Here is a 17287-nt window from a genome sequence, read left to right as displayed (position 1 = left end):
AAGAGTGCTATGAGTACCGCACCGACTAAAAAAGATGAGAATATCGTGTGGCACCAGCATGCGATCGATAAAGCATTTCGTGCGACGCTGAAGAATCAGAAGCCAGCGGTTCTTTGGTTTACCGGATTATCCGGGGCGGGAAAATCAACAGTGGCTGGTGCTCTGGAAAATCGTCTGGCTCAACTGGGTTATCATACCTATTTGTTAGATGGCGATAATGTTCGTCACGGATTATGTAGCGATCTTGGTTTTTCAGCACAGGATCGGCGGGAAAATATCCGTCGCATCGGTGAACTGGCAAAACTGATGGCCGATGCCGGACTTATTGTGCTGACGGCTTTTATCTCTCCTCACCGTGCCGAACGCCAGATGGTTCGGGAACTGCTTCCGGAAGGTGAGTTTCTGGAAGTATTTGTCAACACAACTCTGGAAGTCTGCGAACAGCGTGACCCGAAAGGGCTTTATAAGAAAGCCAGAGCCGGGGAGATTGCAAACTTTACCGGGATCGACTCTGAATATGAAGTGCCATTACAACCAGAAATTGATTTACCTGCCGGTGAACAGGGGATCGATGCGTTGGTTGAACTTTGTGTGAGTGAGTTAAGCCAGCGCGGCATCATTGCACCGGTATCGAATTAAAGTCAGGAAGGGCAGAAGCGGTTAAACCGTGTGGTGGATACTGCCAGTGACATCGGTATGCACCATAAATTTCTGCCCGAGCAGGGCAATCATTTGATCATAGTACTGTTGATGAAGTTTATTGCCCAACAGCTTGCACAGCTCATTACCGGTCGGACTGAAACGATAGTAGAGCAAGTGAATGCCTCTGTTCATCGCCTGAAGCGAAAGATTTTTTCCCTGATAATGGAATGACAGTGCAGACTCTTGCTCAATTTCCCCCGATTCCAGCTCTGTAGCGTGAAGCAGACCGAGCTCGATCAGAACCAGCAGGCTCGAATAAGGAAGCTGGAAGCTGCCCAGACTCAGTGTAATGGTGACGTCCCGCTTACCGAAAGTAAAAATCCCGTTGTGTGCCCGAAGCCCGACTAATAGTTTCCGGCTGTTGTCATTGCCGAAACTACAAGCGAGTGCCGCAGATTTTTGCAGAATTTGCGCTTCTTTCGGCGTCATATCTTTCAGAACCCGGAGCGCTTTCATCGAGGTTGAGCCAGGATTAGTCACTTCACGTTTGAGAACCTGAGCCCACAGCCGCTGCATCGAAGAGTTATGAATATCCTGCGCCATATCGAAGAAACGGTAGAGCCAGTCCTGATCCGGATCTCCGGCAGTTTCGTTTTTACAGGATTTATGGGCAAGTCTGACAATACTTTCCAGATTTCTCTGACGTTGTTCTTTACGTTTATGTTCCCGCTTTAATGCCCGATCGAGTGGCGTTACTTCGATTTTCTCTTCACTGATCAGCGCATCTAACCCGTGATCTCTGGCGATATTCTGAATCCGATGACCACTATCTTTGATGTAGTGACCTCTTGAATGAGACTTCTTCGGGCTATCAGCCTCATGTTCAATAATCGTGGGAGTTCGCTGTTCCATGAATAATTCGATACCAACTGACAAGTAAGCGTAATAGTGACAATTTAACTCGGAATTCGAGATACATCTAGCCGGATTGATCAATTTTCGCTACTCAGAATGCTAATGTTTTGTTAAAATTGTTACTACTGTTAATTTTGAAAATTGATACTTCCAGTGAAAAAGGCTCTGTCTGTCACCGTATTATTCATTCTTTATTTTGCATTGCTTGGCTATCTTTCAAGCTATCTTGTCGTATAACCGCGTTTACTGATCATCGTAAGGCTCGATACGACTTCCTTCAATCTTGTAGCCGGCATCAGCAACGTCACTGCTGACGGGTTCTGCTTTCAGTTTTCCTACCACATAGATAACGTCCCACAGTTCCTGAACCGGAGCTCCCTGAGGAAATTTGACATAAATAATCTGATTCGGCGGTGGCGGTGGTACATGAATACATGCTCCGAAATAAGGAACCAGCAGAAATTCTGTGATGGTCTGATCGTCTCCTTCCAGTGGAATCACAAAGCCGGGAATTTTGACAAACTTTCCGTCGAGTTCCGGTCTGACTGAACCGATATGGTTTTGCTGGGCCGGAGTATTCCCATTGTGACTGACGGCCGGCATCCCTTTCTGATCGAACTGGTGACGTTCTTTCTGTGGGATGAGATCCATCCAGTCAAGCGTCTGGGGTGCTTGCGCACTCCAGACTGAGAAAGAAAACAGTGTCACGCACAAAAGCATGACAGATAAAAAATAATTCTTCATTCAAACTTCCTATATTCTTATGGTCATCCCATCGCTGAGCGATTGCCGGTAGGCTCGTATTGCCGGAACAACGCCGATCAGAATCCCCGCAAGCTGCACGTAACCGAGTAGTTGCCATTCATGAGAACTCAGGCGATCAAGGGTAATAATGATACCGTATTGCGCATGGATCAATGGCGCGATAATCGACATCAGCCCGTATAAACCCGCCACGCCTACAATAATGCCGGTAAAGGTCAACGCACTGGCTTCACTAATCAGTAAGGCAAAGACATGTTTGGGCTGGGCGCCCATCGCCCGGAGAATTGCCATTTCCCGCCGTCTTTCCTGCAAACTGGTCAGGAGACTGCTGAGCATTCCCATCAGACCGGCAATCACGACGAAGACAGAAACGGCCATCAGGGCTTGTTCTGCAACGGACATCATTCCCCATAGCTCTTGTAGCGCAACACCGGGAAGAATCGCACTTAATGGTTCTTTACGGTATTCATTGATCTCCCGTTGCAAGGCAAAAGTCTGGATACGGGATTTCAGGCCCAGATACATCGCTGTAATCTGACCGGGCTGGAAATGTCGCTTTTCCAGAACGGCAGCATCCGGTGTATTGCCGATATGCGCTCCGGATTCCCAACCGACGTGAATCGCTTCAATTGCTCCCAACGAGACATGAACGGTTCTATCAACGGGAGTTCCTGTGGGAGCAAGAATTCCGGTAACGGTGAAAGGTAGTTTGTCGTGGCGGCTGAAACCGACATCGCTGATACCATGTGCAATGACGATTTTACTGCCGATATGATAGCCCAGCTTTTTGGCAACATCGGAACCGATGACGGTATCGAACAGGCTGTGGAAAGGCTGACCTTCCTGAAAGCTTAAATGCTGTTTATGTCCGTATTGATAGAACTTGAAATAATCAAGGTTGGTGCCCATCACCCGAAAGCCTTTATGAGAGTCTCCCAGTGAAATAGGGATTGCCCATTTTACCGCCCGGTGATGACTGAATTCCTGAAAGCTTTTCCAGTCGATATTGTTGGTCGCGTTGCCGATACGAAATACCGAATAAAGTAGCAGATTGACCTGTCCGGAGCGCCCGCCGACGATCAGATCGGTACCTGAAATGGTATTGGCAAAGCTACTTTTGGCCTGTGTCCGGATCCGTTCGACTCCCATGAGCAGAATAACCGAGATTGCGACGGTCAGAACGGTTAACAGTGCTGTTGTTTTCCTGTTGAGCACGCTTTTCCAGGCCAGATTCATAATGATTTTCATACGTGTTTCCCCGCCAGGTTCAGTTGCGGCAAATTGATGCTGCGGTTAAACATTGATTCCAGAGTGGGATCGTGGCTGACAAAAATCAGTGTGGCATTCACTTGATCGGCTTCTTCCATCAGGAGCTCAATGAAAGCACTGCGGTTATCGTAGTCCAGCGCTGAGGTAGGTTCGTCGGCAATAATGAGCTTTGGCGAGCCAATTAAAGCCCGGGCAGCGGCAACCCGTTGCTGTTGTCCGATACTGAGTTCTACCACCGGTTGAGTCAGTAGATGTTCTGGTAGCTTCAGCCCGGTCAGCAGTTGTCGGGCTTTTTCGTGTAAAGAACCGGAAACATTTGTGCGGCGTAGCTCCGAGAAATGGCAGGGGAGCAGTACATTGTCAATGACGGACAGATACGGCAATAGATTAAACTGCTGGAATATATAACCGATATGATCAGCCCGGAACCTGTCTCTCTGTCTGGATGTCAGTTGGGACAGATCATGGTTTAACACCGAGACCGAACCGGACTGGCAGGTATTAATACCGGTTAACAGAGCAAGAAGTGTCGACTTCCCGCAGCCACTGGGTCCTTTGATAAACAGGTGTTCACCGGCGCTGACAGTCAGGTGTTCAATATCAATGGTCGGTGGTGCATCATCAGCCCACCGAAACTGCGCATTGCTGAGTTCGATTACGTATTCTGATCCGGATGGTTGTGAATCCTTCATCACTCGAAATCCTCTGATAAGGCAGGGCATAGACTGCCCTGCCGGTATTTGAAGTTCACGTTATAAAGACACATCGGTCTGGTGTGGATTCAGCTTAATGGCTGTCTGCTGACGATCCGTAAAGACATTGGTGTGGATTTCATGAGTGTGTGGGAAATGATTAAACCACTGGGTTGACAGGTGGTTCAGATTTTCGCTATCCCGGCAGGTATAGCGATACTGAATTGAGAACGCATTATGCGTACCATGCTCATGTTCATCTCCGTCATGGTGATGTTCATCTTCATGGGCGTCTTCATCATGGTCATGATGGTGTTCGCTGTCATGGGCTGCTTCATCATGATCGTGGTGATGCGCAGCATCGTGATCATGCTCATCTTCATGATGATGAGAGGTTTGGTGCACATCGCTATGTTCAAGCTTACAGCCTGCCTGAGTATTGATCGTGATGAGATTATCCGCCTGTTCCAGCAGTTCCATCGCCTGATCGAGAGCCTGATGCTCCTGAGGGGTTTGTGGCGGATGCTCAAAACCGACAATATCCATTCCCGGTGAAGTGATTTCAACCAGTAATTCATTGGCATCCTGAGCAATGTTCATTTCGACAACACCGTGAACGTGCGCTTCATGCTGGCGAAAGTTCTCTTCTGCATGAGCGGATGCAGCCGTGATCAGCCCTGCAAGGATTGCAAGGTTATGTATTTTTAACATGTAAAAAACTCCGTAGTTAAGATGACTTAAACAAAATTCATAGTTAACCCCGGTTCGGAATCGGCGTACCAATCAAATGGATCAATACGGGGACTGATGACTTTATTTTAGATGACTCAGTCTGACCGTTGCAGATGCATCACAAGAGAACCCATATGTAATTGTGGAGTTTCATGCTGTGAAGCGCTTCTGAGACATATTTGAGCGTCTTCGATTCCGGGCTGGGTTACTGAATGACTAGCGGAGGTGAGCGTGCAAAATAAGCCAGAAACGGGAGGCTTATTTTTATAATTTCAGCAGTCGGCTCGATAAATTCGTGAGACGCGATGACTGGCAGAATGGTTCCATGAGATTGAATTGCATGGTGAATACCGGCAAATAACTGACAGTCATGGTGCTGATGATGCACGGCCAATGTGTCAGATTGATGAACAATGTAGGCAGCGCTGAGCCAGAGTGTCAAAAAGATGGAGGCAAGTGCAACCATCTTCATCGGCTGACGTATTATTTCTGACAGACTTATTTCTTTTGACAGATTTGTTTTTTCTGACAAACCTATTTCTTTTAATAAACCTACAGTTTGAGTGGCAGCCGACATGTAACATCCGGTGTTAATGATAGAAATGTTATAATATAACAATTGTCGGCTGGTGCAAGTTTTATTCGTGTAACAATTTTTCTTCGTATAATAATCCGCTATCCGGTCAGAGCGGGTTGAAGCACACTCCGGTGCCGGCAAGTCCGCAATAGCCATTGGGGTTTTTCGCCAGATACTGTTGATGGTAGCTTTCGGCAAAGTAATAAGGCCCGGCTGACAGGATCTCGGTCGTAATTTTTCCCTGACCTTCGTGCATCAGTGATTTTTGGTAGGTTTGCCGGGAATGTTCGGCAATTAATCGTTGTTTATCATTGTAGACATAAATGGCTGAACGGTATTGTGTTCCCAGATCATTGCCCTGACGCATTCCCTGAGTCGGGTCATGATTTTCCCAGAAGTAACCCAGCAGTTTTTCCAGAGAAATCTGTTGTGGCTGGTAAATAATCCTGACCACTTCCGTATGGCCCGTCAGACCGGTACAGACCTCTTCATAAGTAGGATTAGGCGTATATCCGCCTGAATAGCCGACGGATGTAGAAACGATGCCGGGAAGTTGCCAGAACAGTCTTTCCGCTCCCCAGAAACACCCCATCCCGACTAATATTTTCTGCTGCCCTTTTTCCGGTTCGGCAGTGAGCCGGGAATGATTGACAAAGTGGCTGTCTTCAATCTCAAGTGGAGTGAAACGACCTTTCAGCGCAGTTTCTTCTGTAACCATCTGTTGTTTTTCTGACATGACTTTACCTTGTATTATCTTCATATGGCATGTGTAAGGATGTGTCTTGGGGTGTTGGGTTTATAAATGTAGTTCATATTTTATGAGACGCGAACCGGCTTGTTGTTTTTCTGCGGTAAAAATAGTCAGAGAATGATGGTGTTTTGTACGGTTGAGTGAAAAGTGTTAACTGGCTTCCAGAGATGAAGTTCAGACCGCAGAAACAGCATGAATCAATCCTGATTATCTCTCGTGTTGCCATTGGATGAGCCCGACAAGAAAGGTCGGACAAACGATGACCATCCCATACAGGGATTGACCGAGTAAAATGCGTCCAAAAGGTAAAATTTACGCAAAGTATACAGACGAAAGGCTTGTCTACGGTTAAGATATTGTTTTAACACTTCATCCTATTCACGTTACAAAACGGCTGTATGAGACGATATTTAACGCTTTTCTGTTTACTGTCTGTTCTGTGCTTCTCAGCGGTATCTGCTGAGCGTCAGATATCTTTAAAGATTAACGGATTGAGTGGGGATTTGTATAACAATGTAGAAGCTTACCTTTCGTCAATTCCTCAGAGTGACTATTCTCCCCGCTTACGTTTTCGCGCCCGTATTGAAGACAACATATCACAGGCTTTGCAGGCTCTCGGCTACTATCATCCGGTGATCAGTTTTGAATATGATCAGGAAAATTCTGAAATTCAGGCTGATGTGGAGCCCGGTCCGCCCACTTATATTGATTCTGCCGATATTCAGTTAACGGGAGAAGCACGTAGTGATGAGGATTTTATCCGTTTGGTTGAGAATAGTCGGCTGAAAAAAGGTGAAATCCTCAATCATGAAGATTATGAGCAACTGAAATCCGGGCTACAGAGCTTAGCTCTGGAAAGAGGTTATTTTAACGGGACGTTTGCAGAAAACCGTTTAGAGATCCTGGCCGATGAAAATCTGGCTCGTGTGGTGCTGCATTTTAACAGTGGGATTCGTTATCGTTTCGGGCAGACCATTATGGTCGGCAGTCAGATCGATCCGGAACGGGTTGCTTCACTTCAGACATACCGGCCCGGCGATCCGTATCTGGTTTCCAAGGTGGGAGAATTCAATCAACGTCTGGCGAGTACCGACTGGTTTGCTTCTGTATTAGTTGAACCGGATTTGAGCCATCTTGATACACAGCGTGATTTACCAATGAATGTCACTCTGACCCCGGCGAGTAAAAATCAGATTGAAACCGGGTTAGGCTATTCGACCGACGTCGGGCCTGAAGTTCTGCTGAAATGGAATAAACCTTGGTTCAATAATCGTGGGCACAGTTTCAGTAGTCGTTTCTCATTGTCAGAGCCGGAACAGGTCGTTTCGGCAAGTTATAAAATCCCGCTGGAAGATGTACTGAATCAGTATTATCAGATTCAGTATGGTTTGAAACGGGTTGATAATCTGGATACGCAAAGTATTGAATCCAATCTCTCGCTGGAAAGACACTGGCGTTTGTCGAATGGATGGCACCGGACTATTTTTACCCGTTATCTGATTGAGAACTATGAACAGGGCGATCTGGATGATGTCGGTCAGTTTGTCCTTCCGGGGATCACCTTTACCCGCACCCGGATTCGGGGTAAGCGCTTGCTGACCTGGGGTGACAAAGAAACACTGACGCTGGAATACGGTAATGAGAACTTTCACTCGGAAACCGATATTTTGAGGATTCAGGCAGGGACTTCGTGGATTCGCACTTATAATGACCGGCATCGTGGCCTGTTACGGCTGGATGGTGGTGCGAATTTAGTCGATGACTTCAGTCAGGTTTCTCCGTCGCTGAGATTTTTTGCCGGGGGAGACAATAGTATCCGCGGTTATGGATACGAATCGATTTCCCCGCGCGATGCAAGTGGCTCGCGCAGTGGTGCGAAATATCTTGCGACGGCATCGCTGGAATACCAATACAACCTGTATGGTAACTGGTGGGGCGCACTATTTTACGATTATGGTGATGCTTTTAATGACACCCCGGACTGGAAGCGGGGCACCGGCTTCGGTGTGCGCTGGGTGTCTCCGATTGGACCGGTGCGCCTCGATTTCGCCTGGGGACTGGATACTACGCCAGGAGATGAATTCCAGATCCACTTTACGCTGGGGCCGGAGCTATGATTCGGCTTGCGTTACGCACCAGTCAGTGGTTAATGATTGCCGTGGTACTAGTGCTGGCGCTGTTGATTTCACTGACAGCATTTCTGTTATATACACCTGCCGGACTGCATCTGGCGGTTACCGGAGCTGAGCGTTTTGTACCGGGGCTTCGTATTGAGCGGGCCGAGGGCATTTTAGGCGGAGAGATGAGTCTGCATGATGTGGTGTACGCTGATTCACAGACACAACTGGCGGTTCAGCTTGCGCAGGTCGGATTGTCCATACGGAGTCGCTGCCTGTTTCAGCCCTCACTGTGTCTTGATTCCCTGACTGTTCGTGGAGCACACCTTTCCCTGCCGGAAGATAGCCAGCCTTCCGGGCCTGATGATACTGATTCAGACCCTTATCCGGTGATCAGTTTGCCGGTTCCAATTACTGTTTCCCATTTCTCACTGGAAGATATCATTCTGGAATTACCACAAATGCGGATTCAGTGGCAGCAGTTCAGTGGTGGTTTTTCGTGGTACAGGAGCCGGCTGACGCTGGATAAAACAGCATTGCGGCAGATTACTGTTGATCTCCATACGTCACCGGAATCACAACAGACGGCAGCATCATCACTCTCCTCTTTTTCATATCCGGCAGTCACATTGCCTGAAGTCTGGATTCCGGTTGATGTCCGCCTGAATGAATTCAGTCTGGAAGGGATGAATATTCGCGGCGGACTGGCCCAGGAGATTAAACAGCTTCATGTTTCCGGTCAGGCGTTCCGGCACCGGGTTCGTTTACAACAGTTAGAAGTGTCGACACCGGAGCTGGATGTTGCCGCACAAGGTCAGGCGACACTATCCGGAGGTTATCCGCTGAATATCCAGTTGAATTCGGTGTTGCATCTGCCGGAAATCAACGGGCAGACGGTTACTGCACATTTGCGTGGCAGTCTGGCAAAGATGAAGGTAGACGCAGGACTGGGTGAACGAGTACAGGCTGATATTTCAGCTCAGCTTGAACCCATAACAGAAGGCTTGCCGTTTGAAATCACCGTCCGGGATTTCTCCGGGCAGTGGCCACTGACGGGAGACTCACAATATCAGCTGGATCTTGCCCATTTGAATCTGAAAGGGCAGCTCGACAACTACACGCTTGCACTTCAGGGGCAGGTTGACGGTAAAGATATTCCATCCGCGAAATTTGATATTTCCGGCAAAGGGTCACTGACACAATTGGATCTGGCAACGTTGCAAGTGAATACCCTGAACGGCACCGTGAGCGGACAAAGTCATTTCAACTGGGAAAAAACGCTGGAACTCGGTTCTCAGTTGGCATTCCGGCAGATCGAACCGCAGGCTCAATGGCCTGATTTCCCCGGTAAACTGGCGGGTCAGATTGATCTGAATGCTTCCCTCTCCGATCAGAAATGGCAGCTTGATGTCACCCAACTGGAGCTGAACGGAGAACTGAAACAGTATCCGCTGCATATTGCCGGTCCACTGATGCTTTCCGGTGAAACGGAAAATATGCAGATTAAAGCTTCGACTCCGGCACTGGTCTTTTCTCACGGTCAGAATCAGATCCGGGCTCAGGGAACACTTGATCAGCAGTGGAATATGGACGTGGCGGTTGCGATTCCCGATTTATCAAAGAGTCTGCCGGGTGGGAAAGGAACCATTCAGGGAAAAATCCGTATGCGGGGAAATCTCCGTCATCCTGAAGCGAATGTCGCTCTGACCGGTAAGCAGTTGCGCTGGCATAATGAGATTCAGGCCAAAGAGGTCTTTTTAAAGGGCAAGCTTGCCGGTTTTCCTGAAATGCGCGGTGATGTTGTCCTGAATATGACTCAGGGGCGTTATCAGGATTACGCCGTGAAGACGTTGATGCTGAGCGGAAAGGGCGATCTCACCCAACATCAGTTCAAGCTGGATGCTGATGCACCGGAAGGACGGATTCAGGTACAGATTGCCGGTTCGACCGATCAAACATTTCGTGTATGGCAGGGCATGCTTGAGCAGGCGGAACTGTCTCTGGATAAGCATCATCTGACTTTAAGTGCGCCGGTCAAAATGACGTTGATGCCGAAGGAGCAGCAGTTGAGCGTCCAGGCTCACTGCTGGCGAGACGGATCATCATCGTTGTGTCTGGATCAGGATACAACGATCAGTCCGTCATCCGGTCAGTTTCATCTGTCTCTTCATCAATTGGATCTGTCCCGGCTGGCCCATCTGCTGCCTGAAGAAACCACGGTTGAGGGAAAGTTAAATGCACAAGCGTTTCTGAAGTGGGCGCAGGGGCCGGATCAGAAGCAGCCTCCCGAAGCCGAGCTGACGGTGACGGTAGAACAGGGGCAGCTACAGCAGCAGATGGAAACAAAATCGCTGGTGGTTGCATGGCAACAGATGCAGTTACAGATGAACCTGAAGGATGACCATCTTGCTGCGTCCGGCCGGATTGATTTAGCGGAACACGGTGTGCTTGATTTAGCGGTGACCATTCCGGACATTAACCGGCAGCAAAAGCACATCACCGGCAACATCGATGTGAACCGGCTGGATCTGAGCCTGATGCAATCTTTGCTCGGCGATTACAGTGAGTTCGGTTCGATCGTTGACGGGCGCCTGAAAGTACATGGGCCAATACTGCATCCGCAGATTGAAGGCAAACTTGCCGTGAGTCAGCTACAGTTACAGGGTGAAGTGACACCGGTTGATATTCGTCAGGGCAACATCGACATCCGTTTTCAGGGTTATCAGGCTCAGCTTTCAGCACTGGTGCAGACGCCAGAAGGTGAGTTACATCTTCAGGGCGATGCCGACTGGGCTAAAATGGACGCATGGGCAGTTCACTCCCGGCTGTATGCCGATGGGGTTGATATCGATTTTCCGCCTTATGTGAAACTCAGGGCAATTCCGGATATGACGCTGACGCTGACGCCGAAGATTGCCAGAGTTGAAGGGACAGTCGAAATACCGGAAGGCGACATTACGGTTGATGAGTTGCCGGATAGTGCGGTCCGGGTTTCTAAGGATCAGGTGATTATTCGCCATTCTCAGCCGGTAGAACAGCAGCAGTCATTGCCGTTTACGCTGGAGAGTCATGTAACCGTGACACTGGGGAAAAAAGTGCGGTTATCTGCATTTGGACTGGACGGAAACCTTCAGGGTGGACTGACGATTTCACAGCGTGACAATGCGCCGTTTATGACTGGTGAAGTGAATATTCTGAACGGGACTTATCGTTCTCTGGGACAGGATCTGGTGATTCAGCAGGGCAAAGTGATTATGAATGGCCCGGTCAGTCAGCCGTATGTGGCAATTACTGCGATCCGCAATCCGGATAACATTGAAGATGATGTCACTGTCGGCATTAAGGTTGACGGTCCGGCAGATAATCCGTCGGTATCGATTTTTTCCAATCCGGCAATGGCACAGGCAAATGCGCTGTCTTATCTGATCCGGGGGCAGAATCTGGATGCAGAATCGAACAATGGGGCATTGACGACCAGCCTGATTGGTCTGAGTCTGGCTCAGAGCGGGAAACTGGTCGGAGAGATCGGCCAAGCCTTCGGTGTTCAGGATTTGCAGTTAGACACTTCCGGAGCCGGTGAAGACTCTCAGGTGACGGTTAGTGGCTATATTCTGCCGGGATTGCAAGTGAAATACGGTGTTGGTATTTTTAATTCAGTCGGTGAGTTTACGGTGCGCTATCGTCTGATGAGTGATTTATATATTGAAGCGGTATCCGGATTGACCAGCACAATGAATGTCCTGTACCAGTTCGAATTTGATTAGGATTCTCAGGCCACAAAAGCGGCGGGCTGAATCCGATACAGCGTTGTAGAGGGTGAACAAGGAGTGTTTATGCAGCAACAGTTAGTATTTGTTTACGGCACATTGCGTGATGGTGAAGATAATCACTGGCATCTGGGAGACTGCCCGATGCTTGGATACTACGAAACCCCGCCGGAATTCACCCTTTATGATCTGGGGCCGTATCCGGGCCTGATCGAAGGGCATCAATCGGTGATGGGGGAAATCTACGTCGTTGATGACAAAACCCTGTCCCGTCTGGATGAACTGGAAGATGTACCGGTTGAATACCGCCGGGAAAGTATTGAAACACCGTTTGGCATGGCCTGGATCTATCTTTATCAGGATGTCTCAAGGCTGACGAAGACGATTGCTTCCGGGGATTGGTGTCAGCGGATCTGAGTTTTGGAGTATTGTTTGATACGCCCGGCCTCAGTCAGTTTCAATCGCATTTTCACTTGCGCCCCAGATACTCTTTATCGAGGTCAACTCAATATAGAAGCCAACTCAATCCGGGCATCCGCTCAGGCCGAATTTCGGCGCTTGTCGGCGGAAGCTCATCATTATGCTGATGAGGTTGTTTAGAGAGGATTCATATCATTTCTTAGATGCCTGCATCGCCCTTCCTTCAGTTTAGATTCGTCAACATTGGTTGACAATCTTCTGCCCGTCAACTAATGTTGACGCATGAAAGATATAAAATCACTTCCATCACCAAATAACCCCGAAGATGCGCTTGCTGCTGTCGTTGCGCTTCGCCATATGGCAGAGCAACTGGAAAGACAAGCCGTCAAAGAAGCCATTGCCCAAGGGTGGAGTTGGTCGCAAGTTGCCGAAGCACTGGGTGTTTCAAAACAAGCGGCCCATAAACGCCACGCTGCATACATTCAGAGTACAACGAGCCAAAAAGGAAAAAGCGATGTTTAAGCGTCTTCTATTACGTTTTCGAGATATGAAAACCATTGGAAAGTTAATACCCGGAGCAGAAGAGCAGGCCAATATCATGGGCGAAGAAAAGCCAGGAGCTGAACACTTTGTACTTTCTGCACTCAATCTGGAAGACGGTACAGCGAAGAGAGTATTTGACAAGTTTGGCATCGATGCCAATAAATTCAAAAGTGCTATAAAAGCGCAGTATGATGAGGCGCTAAGCTCTATCGGTATCAGTGGGCAAGCGACGGAGATTACGCCAGAGCCGATAAAATCAGACAAAATCCTTCTCGATTCACATCCTTCAGGCCAAGATTTAATGAAATCTCTTTATGCGCTGAAAAAAGAGGATAACAGTCGTCCTCTTCAAAGCGCCCACGTAATCATTGTGGCTGCTTCCATAAAACACGGTGTGGTGCCAAGAGCGTTTAAAGTTTTGGGAGTAGATAATGAGTCGCTGGCTAAAGCAGCCAGAGACGAACTCCTTTCAATATAGGATGAAGCCAATTAGAGATGTAAATTGTTATGCTGTGGTTTGGTGCGCCCAACCTAAGTCAATCTCAAGAGCCTCATCATATGCGCCCCAGATACTTTTGCCCGGCAGCAAAAGTATCCCAAAATGCCTTTGATTTGGCTTTAGCGCACGCTATCAGGGGCGGATTTATTCGCATCCTGCTCAGCAAATCCTGAAAAATCATCCTTGATTTTTCCCCTGAGCTCAGTGGATTCAATCGGCTTCTGACTTTTTGCGAGATAAAAAATTAATGGGATCTGCTGCAATAAGGAAAAATTTCAGGGAAGAAATTTTAGGTTTTTCTGAGTCAGGAGGACTCATAAAAACCGTTCCTGGCTCACAAGTAACCAAGCCAGACAAAAAAGATTTTCTGGTTCATCTTCCATCTTTGAAAGATGAACTGGCGCACATGACACTCATGTTTCTGAAACCACAAAACTCATAGTGCGTCATATTCCGGAGCCAAAGGCTGGGAAGGTTAATAAAGATGCGAATCGTTATGCTGTTTGATGCGCTATTAATCTTTCAATTTCAGCAACCTCTGTGATAGCGCACCAGTTACTTTTGATAGATGTCAAAAGTAACCAAAAACATCTATTTGGGCTTCAGCACTCGCTATCAGGGGCGGATTTATTCGCATCCTGCTCATGCCTTCTTGTTAGAGAATAGCTGAAAAATCATCCGTGATTTTTCCCCTGAGTTCAGTGGATTTAGTGACTTTCTGACTAAAAAGTAAAGAGAGCCAATTCATGAGGGAAGAAATTCAGACAGTTAGCGCTTCATGCGATTTCACGTCGCACGCCCCATTGTCATTCAGCCATAAATTTTGGATGCGTTTCTTTTGCCATTGACCTATTTTTATTAATGGATAAATATGTATCTAGTTTTGTATCGTGCTTTAGGCAGACACTGGCTGTAATTGCAACATTGGTCATGTGGAATTGTTATTAAAAACAATTAGATATGAAAAGTTATTCTGTATTTTCTGCCGAATTTATACAGACAGAGTTTGGTTAAAAGATACTGTTAGTTTTCTGAGGTAGCATGGATAATACCCTCCAAATTTGGAATGTAGTTGGCACTTGGGTTGCCAGCATAGGAACGGTTAGCGCAGTCATAACCTCTTTATGGTTAGCGAGCAACGCAAACAAAGTGAAATTAATAGTTTTTGCGGGTCATAGAATTCTAATATCAAGGCTAGAAAAAACTAACGATGACTATTGTTGCATTCAAGTTGTTAACACTGGTGCTCGACCCGTAAAAATTACAAATATTGGGTGGCAAGCTGGTCGCTTCAAAAACAAACAGCATATGATTCAAATATTTGGTACGCCTAATTCCGACAACGTTCCTAAAATGTTAACTGAAGGAGAAGAAGCGATTTTTATGGTTCCATTTAATCTCCGCGGTAACGACGAGGATTGGCTGGTTAGTATGGCAAAAACTTTAACTGAAAAATCTAATAACATTAATTCACTAAAAGTTTGCGTATCAACTTCAGTTGGTCAGCAGTTTATAGTTCCAGTAGAAAATTCATTAAAGGAGAAGCTGTTGGAGCAAACGAAAACTAACAAATCACTCAAGCAGGACAAATAAAGTTTGGCTTTGTCGCTGCGCTAAAAATTTTAGCCAAACGTTTATTTGCCTTTTAGTGAGGCGTTAAGTTCCATAGGAAGCCATGAAGCTAAAGAAACTACAAAACTTAGATTTTATGCAGGAATTTCAATCTCTCTTGGAAACTGAGTTTGAGCAAAAGCTATTCGTCGCTAGTCTAAGAAACTATGCATCTCATGGGAACCCACTAAGATTCCATAATTTTGCTTTCTCAATGCGTGAGCTTGTGCTCCATGTTCTTAAACGGAAAGCTCCAGTAAAAAAAATCAAGAAAGTTTCATGGTATGAGCGGGAAAGTGAAAAACATGAAGTAACTAGACGCCAGCAATTAAAGTATTGTGCACAATCAAATATATCAGATGAATACCTAGGGCAAGATGTGCTGGAGCATCTGAATGAATGCATCTCAGAGTTTTTAGATGAGTTTCACTTCTTTAATAAATATACACACATCACTGAGAAATATTTTGAGGCATGCCCCAGAAAGTTCTTTGAAGATGCGCGGCAAGTTATCAAGATAGCAAGTGATTCCTTGAGTCAAATAGATGACTTGGAACATATCGTTATCGAAGCGCTTGAAGAGAAAGTCCATGATTCCGTGGTAACCACCGCCGTTGGTGCTATACCCGATAGCCTTACCATTATTGCGAATCATGTATTTGTCGACTACTCAGAAGTAGAGGAAATTGAGTGTACAAATATTGACCACGAGTACATTTACATTACTGTAAGAGGCACTGTGCACGTTACCCAAGAGTACGGTTCGAAAGATGACTTATGTATTATGAATGAAAGTTATCCATTTTCATTGGATATGAAATCACACGTTGAAAACCCCGATGATTTTCAGGTCGAAGCAGAAGAGTTGGATGTTGATACATCGTCGTGGTACGAATAGAACTTAACAACCTCTAAGACTTCAAGGCTCTTTTTCTAATCGGGTTCATGAAAGTTGGAACACACGTCTAATTCACTGCTGTCCATCAAGTCAACTAATCCGCTCACCACAAACCCGTTCCGTGAGTTTCTGTAATCGCTGCACTTCCGTTGCCAGATAATCCAGCTCTTCCTCCGTGATTTCGTAATGTTCTGAGTAACGGGCATCGATGTAAGCCCGTTGCAGCCTCCGGAAACTGCGGCGGTGGAATTTGTTATCCATCGGAAAAATCTCCGCAAAGGCCGGATCGATCTGCGCGCAGAATTTACCCAGTTTTTCAATATTGTGGGATTTGGGTAAATAGTTGGTGCAAACGAGCAGTGTGCAGGAAAAAAGACGTTCGGTTGTTTGGTGAAGATCGAATACTGCTTCTCGGGGCGTCAGTTCTTTTAACGAAAAATAGTATTTTTTAAACACATTAGTTGCCCCAGTAAACCACTGCTCATAATGCTTCCGGGCAATATCCCGTTGTTCTGCTTCAGTCAAATCTCCCGGTAGCGCCAATGGCTTTGGTGTTGCGGCAAATAGCTCAATCCCTTCTTCCCGAATATCCCGAAAAAAGTAATGCCCTTGTTGCAGTCGTTCATTTACTTCCTGAAGATCATGCACAATCAAACCGAGCGGTGCGGATTTTACCTTGCGGTCGATCTGCTCTTCGGCCCGTTGCCACACCACATCATCTTCGACCAGTGCCGGTTTGTTCACAATCACCAGAATATCGTAGTCGCTGATATAGCCGTTAACCGGATCATTGACCCAACTGCCTTTGGCGTGGCTGCCAAACAGAATGATTTTCAGGATGCGAAACTCACTTTTACTCCCGGTTTTGCCCCGGAGATAATCTTCCAGCGTATCGCGGAGGATGCCCGAGATCGTCGCCAGCTCACGCTGTTTATATTCGGGAAGATGGTCGAGTGAGGTTTTCATAACAACAGACATAACAACGGAATGGCCCAGACAGAGATAACGGATGGAGACAGCATAAAAGAAGGTGCCGGTAAAAAATACCGCCACCGGCTATTTTACGATTGTTGCTGAGAAAAATGCGAT

The 17287-nt window shown here is 47.0% G+C and carries 17 protein-coding genes; 9 read left to right on the top strand and 8 right to left on the bottom strand.

From position 1 onward, the window contains the following. Positions 1 to 9: 9 nt before the first annotated feature. Positions 10 to 639, top strand: coding sequence for an adenylyl-sulfate kinase (cysC, locus tag OCU74_RS14230; RefSeq protein ID WP_087482325.1), 630 nt, complete (start codon positions 10 to 12; stop codon positions 637 to 639). Positions 640 to 660: 21 nt separating this feature from the next. Here the strand turns inward: cysC and OCU74_RS14225 are convergent, their stop codons facing one another. The 7 genes from OCU74_RS14225 to msrA form a co-directional block, all read right to left on the bottom strand. Then, the gene (locus tag OCU74_RS14225) at positions 661 to 1554 is read right to left on the bottom strand and encodes a TIGR03899 family protein (protein ID WP_087482326.1); all 894 of its coding nucleotides are present in this window, start codon (positions 1552 to 1554) and stop codon (positions 661 to 663) included. A 246-nt stretch (positions 1555 to 1800) separates the two neighbouring features. Continuing rightward, positions 1801 to 2301 (bottom strand): DUF3299 domain-containing protein, encoded by a 501-nt coding sequence (locus OCU74_RS14220; RefSeq protein WP_087482327.1) that lies wholly within the window; start codon positions 2299 to 2301, stop codon positions 1801 to 1803. 9 nt (positions 2302 to 2310) lie between these two features. Continuing rightward, entirely contained in the window at positions 2311 to 3570 is a 1260-nt protein-coding gene (locus OCU74_RS14215; RefSeq protein ID WP_087482328.1) for an ABC transporter permease, read from the bottom strand. Beyond that, on the bottom strand, positions 3567 to 4283 hold the full coding sequence (locus OCU74_RS14210; RefSeq protein ID WP_087482329.1) for an ABC transporter ATP-binding protein: 717 nt from the start codon (positions 4281 to 4283) through the stop codon (positions 3567 to 3569). The genes OCU74_RS14215 and OCU74_RS14210 overlap by 4 nt, the downstream gene beginning before the upstream one ends. Before the next feature lie 60 nt (positions 4284 to 4343). Beyond that, positions 4344 to 4994: a zinc uptake protein ZrgA gene (gene zrgA / locus OCU74_RS14205; RefSeq protein WP_087482330.1), complete on the bottom strand. Its 651-nt coding sequence runs from the start codon at positions 4992 to 4994 to the stop codon at positions 4344 to 4346. Positions 4995 to 5220: 226 nt separating this feature from the next. Continuing rightward, positions 5221 to 5547 (bottom strand): DUF2607 family protein, encoded by a 327-nt coding sequence (locus tag OCU74_RS14200; RefSeq protein ID WP_159457463.1) that lies wholly within the window; start codon positions 5545 to 5547, stop codon positions 5221 to 5223. A gap of 151 nt (positions 5548 to 5698) precedes the next feature. Next, positions 5699 to 6328 (bottom strand): peptide-methionine (S)-S-oxide reductase MsrA, encoded by a 630-nt coding sequence (gene msrA, locus OCU74_RS14195; protein ID WP_087482332.1) that lies wholly within the window; start codon positions 6326 to 6328, stop codon positions 5699 to 5701. 413 nt (positions 6329 to 6741) lie between these two features. Here msrA and tamA point away from each other — a divergent pair, with 413 nt between their 5' ends. The 8 genes from tamA to OCU74_RS14155 all read left to right on the top strand — a co-directional run bounded on the left by tamA (position 6742) and on the right by OCU74_RS14155 (position 16198). Beyond that, entirely contained in the window at positions 6742 to 8460 is a 1719-nt protein-coding gene (tamA, locus tag OCU74_RS14190) for an autotransporter assembly complex protein TamA (protein WP_087482333.1), read from the top strand. Then, positions 8457 to 12224, top strand: coding sequence for an autotransporter assembly complex protein TamB (gene tamB / locus OCU74_RS14185; RefSeq protein ID WP_087482334.1), 3768 nt, complete (start codon positions 8457 to 8459; stop codon positions 12222 to 12224). Before tamA ends, tamB begins: the two co-directional genes overlap by 4 nt. 69 nt (positions 12225 to 12293) lie before the next feature. Then, positions 12294 to 12644: a gamma-glutamylcyclotransferase family protein gene (locus OCU74_RS14180; protein WP_087482335.1), complete on the top strand. Its 351-nt coding sequence runs from the start codon at positions 12294 to 12296 to the stop codon at positions 12642 to 12644. A 285-nt stretch (positions 12645 to 12929) separates the two neighbouring features. After that, positions 12930 to 13169, top strand: a complete 240-nt coding sequence (locus tag OCU74_RS14175; protein WP_087482336.1) for a helix-turn-helix domain-containing protein — start codon at positions 12930 to 12932, stop codon at positions 13167 to 13169. Continuing rightward, the gene (locus tag OCU74_RS14170) at positions 13162 to 13668 is read left to right on the top strand and encodes a Clp protease N-terminal domain-containing protein (RefSeq protein ID WP_087482337.1); all 507 of its coding nucleotides are present in this window, start codon (positions 13162 to 13164) and stop codon (positions 13666 to 13668) included. The genes OCU74_RS14175 and OCU74_RS14170 overlap by 8 nt, the downstream gene beginning before the upstream one ends. A gap of 268 nt (positions 13669 to 13936) precedes the next feature. After that, positions 13937 to 14131, top strand: a complete 195-nt coding sequence (locus OCU74_RS14165) for a hypothetical protein (RefSeq protein WP_087482338.1) — start codon at positions 13937 to 13939, stop codon at positions 14129 to 14131. 599 nt (positions 14132 to 14730) lie between these two features. Beyond that, on the top strand, positions 14731 to 15282 hold the full coding sequence (locus tag OCU74_RS14160) for a hypothetical protein (protein WP_087482339.1): 552 nt from the start codon (positions 14731 to 14733) through the stop codon (positions 15280 to 15282). An 82-nt stretch (positions 15283 to 15364) separates the two neighbouring features. Continuing rightward, positions 15365 to 16198, top strand: a complete 834-nt coding sequence (locus tag OCU74_RS14155) for a pPIWI-associating nuclease domain-containing protein (RefSeq protein ID WP_087482340.1) — start codon at positions 15365 to 15367, stop codon at positions 16196 to 16198. Between the two features lie 90 nt (positions 16199 to 16288). Here the strand turns inward: OCU74_RS14155 and OCU74_RS14150 are convergent, their stop codons facing one another. Beyond that, positions 16289 to 17251 (bottom strand): HEPN domain-containing protein, encoded by a 963-nt coding sequence (locus OCU74_RS14150; protein WP_087482341.1) that lies wholly within the window; start codon positions 17249 to 17251, stop codon positions 16289 to 16291. Positions 17252 to 17287: the final 36 nt, after the last annotated feature.

The sequence above is a fragment of the Vibrio mangrovi genome, assembly GCF_024346955.1.
In the GTDB taxonomy this organism is placed as follows: Bacteria; Pseudomonadota; Gammaproteobacteria; order Enterobacterales; family Vibrionaceae; genus Vibrio; species Vibrio mangrovi.
This window is presented reverse-complemented; position numbering and strand designations above follow the sequence as displayed.

Excerpts from the sequence above, each read along its gene's own strand:
- cysC (WP_087482325.1), top strand. The coding sequence starts at position 10 with ATGAGTACCGCACCGACTAAAAAAGATGAGAATATCGTGTGGCACCAG.
- OCU74_RS14225 (WP_087482326.1), bottom strand. The coding sequence starts at position 1,554 with ATGGAACAGCGAACTCCCACGATTATTGAACATGAGGCTGATAGCCCG.
- OCU74_RS14220 (WP_087482327.1), bottom strand. The coding sequence starts at position 2,301 with ATGAAGAATTATTTTTTATCTGTCATGCTTTTGTGCGTGACACTGTTT.
- OCU74_RS14215 (WP_087482328.1), bottom strand. The coding sequence starts at position 3,570 with ATGAAAATCATTATGAATCTGGCCTGGAAAAGCGTGCTCAACAGGAAA.
- OCU74_RS14210 (WP_087482329.1), bottom strand. The coding sequence starts at position 4,283 with ATGAAGGATTCACAACCATCCGGATCAGAATACGTAATCGAACTCAGC.
- zrgA (WP_087482330.1), bottom strand. The coding sequence starts at position 4,994 with ATGTTAAAAATACATAACCTTGCAATCCTTGCAGGGCTGATCACGGCT.
- msrA (WP_087482332.1), bottom strand. The coding sequence starts at position 6,328 with ATGTCAGAAAAACAACAGATGGTTACAGAAGAAACTGCGCTGAAAGGT.
- tamA (WP_087482333.1), top strand. The coding sequence starts at position 6,742 with ATGAGACGATATTTAACGCTTTTCTGTTTACTGTCTGTTCTGTGCTTC.
- tamB (WP_087482334.1), top strand. The coding sequence starts at position 8,457 with ATGATTCGGCTTGCGTTACGCACCAGTCAGTGGTTAATGATTGCCGTG.
- OCU74_RS14180 (WP_087482335.1), top strand. The coding sequence starts at position 12,294 with ATGCAGCAACAGTTAGTATTTGTTTACGGCACATTGCGTGATGGTGAA.
- OCU74_RS14175 (WP_087482336.1), top strand. The coding sequence starts at position 12,930 with ATGAAAGATATAAAATCACTTCCATCACCAAATAACCCCGAAGATGCG.
- OCU74_RS14170 (WP_087482337.1), top strand. The coding sequence starts at position 13,162 with ATGTTTAAGCGTCTTCTATTACGTTTTCGAGATATGAAAACCATTGGA.
- OCU74_RS14165 (WP_087482338.1), top strand. The coding sequence starts at position 13,937 with ATGGGATCTGCTGCAATAAGGAAAAATTTCAGGGAAGAAATTTTAGGT.
- OCU74_RS14160 (WP_087482339.1), top strand. The coding sequence starts at position 14,731 with ATGGATAATACCCTCCAAATTTGGAATGTAGTTGGCACTTGGGTTGCC.
- OCU74_RS14155 (WP_087482340.1), top strand. The coding sequence starts at position 15,365 with ATGAAGCTAAAGAAACTACAAAACTTAGATTTTATGCAGGAATTTCAA.